This is a genomic window from Caballeronia sp. LZ033 (genome assembly GCF_031451265.1).
Lineage (GTDB): Bacteria > Pseudomonadota > Gammaproteobacteria > Burkholderiales > Burkholderiaceae > Caballeronia.
On record NZ_JARUXQ010000020.1, the window covers coordinates 1 to 2823 of the forward strand.

General features: G+C 59.0%; 4 protein-coding genes. 2 read left to right on the forward strand and 2 right to left on the reverse strand.

Features of this window, described 5'->3' with window-relative positions; translation table 11 throughout:
- Both QCE62_RS34925 and QCE62_RS34930 read left to right on the forward strand, forming a co-directional pair.
- A partial coding sequence (locus QCE62_RS34925) for a hypothetical protein (RefSeq protein ID WP_309927977.1) occupies nucleotides 1–501 on the forward strand: 501 nt, incomplete at its 5' end.
- 73 nt (nucleotides 502–574) lie between these two features.
- Complete coding sequence (locus QCE62_RS34930) at nucleotides 575–802, forward strand: SymE family type I addiction module toxin (protein ID WP_309927978.1); 228 nt, start codon at nucleotides 575–577, stop codon at nucleotides 800–802.
- A 44-nt stretch (nucleotides 803–846) separates the two neighbouring features.
- On the opposite strand, the gene QCE62_RS34935 is transcribed toward QCE62_RS34930, so the two are convergent.
- Nucleotides 847–1047 carry a CPCC family cysteine-rich protein gene (locus QCE62_RS34935; protein WP_309820330.1) on the reverse strand — a complete coding sequence of 67 codons (201 nt, stop codon included), beginning with the start codon at nucleotides 1045–1047 and terminating at the stop codon, nucleotides 847–849.
- On the reverse strand, nucleotides 1047–2823 hold a 1777-nt coding region (locus QCE62_RS34940), incomplete at its 5' end, for a hemagglutinin repeat-containing protein (RefSeq protein ID WP_309927980.1). The genes QCE62_RS34940 and QCE62_RS34935, both read right to left, overlap by 1 nt.

Consider the following 2823-nt stretch of genomic DNA (forward strand, 5'->3'; position numbering starts at 1 on the left):
GCGCTCAGGCCTTGCCCGTCCTTGACTCGTTGCACGGCGGCTTCCTTGAACTCTGCCGTGTACACCTGGTGCGGTACCTTGAACATCTATGCTTTCCTTTCTTTGGGTCGAGTTTATACGCGACCTGCTGGAAGGCGAAATTTCAGGGGAAGCTCAATCCCCGATGGTTTGCCAATGAGCACTCAGACTTGGCTCTTCTTTTTTATCTTTATTCTGAAGGCCTTCTGGTCAGGCGGCATCGCCGCTTTCGTCTATATCCTCATCGGCGAATTGCATTTCGAAGCATACATCCGCTGGAACTTGCTGATTTTTCCCTACATCTCCGCCTTCCTGTTTGCACTCGCGCTGCTCGGCATTTTCGGCTCATCACGGTTCGTCTGGCTCAGGAACCTCAACAGCTTTTGGTGCTATGCAGCCATCGTCTGGGGATTTTTCCTGCTCGCCATGACCGAGCAACTTGTCGAACCATTGAAGAGACGTACCGAACGCGCCACCGCGTAAACGAAGCGCGGGCCGCATGGGCGCCAACCCATACAGCCCGCTGACCACAACCAACTCATGACGGGAGTTGACTATGGCTGACGCCAATCTTAAAGCATTGAACGCGCATTCCGAGCGCCTCATCAAGATTCAACAAGCCGAGCGCGAGCGGCCTTACTCGATGCGGCCGAACAAGACACCGCCGCCGCTTTATCCGTGGTTCAAGCTCGCCGGGCGATGGCTTGAGCAGGCGGGTTTCGAAGCAGGGCAGAACGTCAGGGTTCACGTCGAGCACGGCAGGCTCGTCATCACCCCCGCCTGAACAGCGCTACAACAACCAACCCAGCTCAATAGCCGGGTTGGTTGTTACTGTGCCTGATTTTTTCTTGCCTGCCAAAGTGCACGGGCCTCATTCAGACTGCTTTGATTAGCCCCACCCGCAAATGTAGGATCATCTGATTGCACTGGATCATCTTCCCAACCGCATACTGCGCAGATTTCATAGTTCCCGCGGTCACTAAGGGTCACGCTATCACAGCATGGGCACGGGAGAAGGTCTTCTTGCATCACTGTTTATTCCAATAGTCCATTCCAGCCGACGGCCTAAACATCGTTCTTGGCGCACCATCCTTGTTTTTTGACGCAAACGTGTTTGTCGCCGGATCGTAAAACAGCGTATCGCCATTCGGGCGAGTCTTAATCAGAGTTCCATCCGGTGGATTGTTTACAAAGTCCTGCGCTGATTGAACATATTGCACTGAGTTCTGATACTCCGGAAACTCTCCGCCGTGCTTGGTCGAATGACCGTAAGCATTTTCAACCGGCGTCTTATCCTTTGTTGAAGTCCAGAACGTACTCTTTGCGTCTTTTCCAGCAAGTGCCCCGGTGGGCGGCCGCACCGTCGCAGCACCCGTATCCGCCGTCTTCACCGACTTCTGCGCAAGCATAGCCCGTTCTTTATCCAGAATCTGCCGAAGCTCTTTCGCTTCCTTCGCGGCTTCGCTTTCCTTCCTGTTGTTGTTCTGGTTGTACAGATTCACATTGGACGCGGCCGCAGCTCCTGCCGTGCCGCCGATGATGCCGCCGCCGAGCGTGCTGGCCACATTGCCCGCAATGTTCCCGATGAGTTTGGATCCGGCTTCCTCCGCGACCGCATCCGCGAACTGCTGCGTGCGATTGGCCAAGTAAGCAGACATGCCCGCACCCGCCGCACCTTGCGCCGCGCTACCGATGCCACCACCGCCCAGACCGCCGATCAGCCCGCCACCCGCTACGTGCAGCGCAATCCTGTTGCTGCCCGATTCACTCCACGAATCCGCCGTGTCGAGGTAGCCTTGCATCGCATCCAGGTCGCCGCGCTCGTAGGCTGCTTTTGCATCCTTGAGCGCGCCGTCACGCTTCGCGTTCGCGATCATGCCGATCTGCGTGGCCACCGCTTCACCCGCCGCGCTGGCGGCGTTCATCATGTCGCCTTGCTTGTCCAGCAGGTTGTTCACGTCCGGCAGCGTCGAAACGGTTCCGTTCGTGCTCGACGTGTCACGGCTGAGGTTCGCAACGTCCTGCGTCTGATGCTCGCGGTCCGTGACGTTGATCGTCCCGGCGCTGATCGCGCTGCGCGTGATGCCATTCGAGCTACCGCTTTCGCTCTGACTCATCATCGGCACAACGCCGCCCGCTCCGCTCACTGACGACGGGCCTATACCGCTCTGCGCAGTGCCTATCGATCCACCCGCGCTAAACCCGCTGCTGCTCGCGCTGTAGTCGCTGCGATTCTGAAGGTCCGAGAAGGTGAGCGTGCCTGTGTTGAGCGTGTTCCTGCTTGCGTCGGCGTCGCTCGCGATCACCGCGCCCTTGAGGTCGGTACTGCCCTTGACGGTGATGTCAAAGCCGCCTTCGCCCGCATGAATCCCGCTTTGCTCTTCGACGGCCGCGTAATTGCCGCTCGCATTGCCGTGCTGCGAACTGAACGAACCGCCGCCACCGCTCTGACTGATCGCAAAGCCCCCGCCGGCGCTGCTTTGATGCGCCGCGCTGACGGTCGTATCCTGCACGCTCGCGATATTCAGATTGCCGCCGACGTCCGCCGCGATCTGTCTTCCGGCGATCTGCGAGCCGAGCACGTTTGTATCGCCGCCTGAGACGATCGCGACGCTATTAGCGCCCGTTACGTGCGACGCGTTCTGAATCGCCGCGTCGCTGTTGGCGTCGCCATGCGCGTTCGCCATTGCCGCCGATATGCCGAAGCCGTTCGTGCCGACCGACACGCCGACGCTCGCGCTCTTGCTGCTGTTGGAGCTGCGCGTCGACGCCGTGTCGGTCGTGTTGACGACGTTCACCTGATCC